The sequence below is a fragment of the Protofrankia symbiont of Coriaria myrtifolia genome (assembly GCF_900634755.1).
In the GTDB taxonomy this organism is placed as follows: domain Bacteria; phylum Actinomycetota; class Actinomycetes; order Frankiales; family Frankiaceae; genus Protofrankia; species Protofrankia coriariae.
In genome coordinates, this window is the sequence record NZ_CAAAFS010000261.1 from 1 (window position 1) to 2,104 (window position 2,104).

2 protein-coding genes are annotated in these 2,104 nt (G+C 74.2%); both read left to right on the forward strand.

What is annotated here, in order from left to right; all coding sequences use genetic code 11:
- Positions 1–1,053, forward strand: a 1,053-nt coding sequence (gene sucB / locus CM1CMNOD_RS14870) for a 2-oxoglutarate dehydrogenase, E2 component, dihydrolipoamide succinyltransferase (RefSeq protein ID WP_131774040.1), incomplete at its 5' end; no start/stop codon positions are given.
- 146 nt (positions 1,054–1,199) lie between these two features.
- Positions 1,200–2,104 (forward strand): TIGR01777 family oxidoreductase (locus CM1CMNOD_RS14875; protein WP_131774041.1); only part of this gene is annotated, 905 nt, incomplete at its 3' end.

Genomic DNA, 2,104 nt, shown 5'->3' on the forward strand with positions numbered 1-2,104 from the left:
GCCGCGGCCCAGGCTCCCCCGCCGGCCGTTCCGGCCCAGGAGCTCACACCGTCGGCACCGGCCACCGCCTCCCCGGCCAACGGCAGCGGCTCCCTCGGGGCCTATGTCACTCCGCTGGTCCGGCGGCTCGCCGCCGAGCACGACGTGGACCTCGCCGCGGTGACGGGCACCGGTGTCGGCGGCCGCATCCGCAAGCAGGACGTCATCGACGCGGCACGCACCCCGGCCAGCCCGGCAGCAGCGGCCCCGGCCGCTCCCGCTGCCTCGCCGGTGGCGGTGCCCGCTGCGGCACCGGCTGCGCCTGCCGCGCCCGCGGCGGCACCGGTCTCGCTGCGTGGCCGCACCGAGAAGCTGTCGCGGCTACGTTCGGTGATCGCGCAGCGGATGGTCGAGTCCCTCCAGGTCAGCGCGCAGCTCACCACCGTCGTCGAGGCCGACGTCACCCGCATCGCCCGGCTGCGCGACCGCGCGAAGAAGGCGTTCGAGGCGCGGGAGGGCGTCAAGCTGTCGTTCCTGCCGTTCTTCGCGGTCGCGACCTGCGAGGCGCTGCGCGAGCACCCCAACGTCAACGCCAGCGTGGACATCGAACAGGGCACGATCACCTACTACGACGCCGAGCATCTGGGCATCGCCGTGGACACCGACCGGGGGCTGCTCGTCCCGGTCATCCACCACGCCGGTGACCTCAACCTCACCGGGATGGCGCGCAAGATCGACGATCTGGCGACCCGGACACGGGAGAACCGGGTCACCCCGGACGAGCTCGGCGGCGGCACCTTCACCCTGACCAACACCGGCAGCCGCGGCGCCCTGTTCGACACGCCGATCATCAACCAGCCGCAGGTCGGGATCCTCGGGACCGGCGCGGTGGTCAAGCGGCCCACGGTCGTCGACGACCCCGAGCTCGGCGAGATCATCGCGGTACGTTCGACGGTGTACCTCGCGCTCACCTACGACCACCGGATCGTCGATGGCGCCGACGCGGCCCGTTTCCTCACCACCCTGCGCAGGCGCCTGGAGGAAGGCTCGTTCGAGGCCGAACTCGGCCTGTGACCATCCGATGACCAGATGATCCACGACCGGGGCCGGGAGCCGGTACGTGACCGGCGCGTACCCGACCCACGTTTGGTGATCATGCTTGACGGCCGTGGCTGGCGGGCCGGCTCGCCCGCCAGCCATCCAGGGGTGAGGATCAGCCCGTGGACGTCGTTGTCTCCGGCGCATCCGGCCTGATCGGGTCGGCGCTCGTCCCGGCCCTGCGGGCCGACGGGCACACCGTGCGCACCCTGGTCCGGCGGCCCGTGCGGGACGGCTCGGAGATCCGCTGGGATCCGGCCCGCGGCACGCTCGAGCCGGCCGCCCTGGCCGGGGCCGACGCGGTCGTCCACCTGGCTGGCGCCGGGGTCGGCGACCACCGTTGGACCGCCCGTTACAGGCGGCGGATCCGCGACAGCCGGGTGTCCGGGACGACCCTGCTGGCCACCGCGGTGGCCGCCACCCACCCGCGGCCGCGGGTGCTGCTGTCCGCGAGCGCGACCGGTTGGTACGGCGACACCGGGGACCGTCCGGTCGACGAGTCCGAGCCCCGTGGGAGCGGTTTCCTCGCCGAGGTGGTGGCCGACTGGGAAGCGGCCACCGCCGCCGCCGAGGAGGCCGGTGTGCGCGTGTGCCACCTGCGTTCGGGGGTCGTCCTCTCGGCGCGCGGCGGCGCGCTGGCCCGGCAGCTCCCGTTGTTTCGGCGCGGCCTCGGTGGCCGGCTGGGCTCGGGCCGGCAGTGGCTGAGCTGGATCACCCTGGCGGACGAGACAGCGGCGATCATCTTTCTGCTGGCCGCGGACGGCCTGCGCGGCCCGGTGAACCTGACCAGTCCGGCACCGGTCACCAACATCGCCTTCGCCCAGGCTCTCGGCGCGGCGGTGGGCCGGCGGGCGATCCTGCCGGTACCGGCCGCGGCGCTGCGGATCGCCCTCGGCGGTTTCGCCGACGGCGGCGTGCTCGTCTCCCAGCGCGTCCTGCCGCACCGGCTCCTTGACGCCGGCTTCACCTTCTCCCACCCCGACATCGACACCGCCCTACGCGCGGCGGCCACCAGCACAACCCCCGC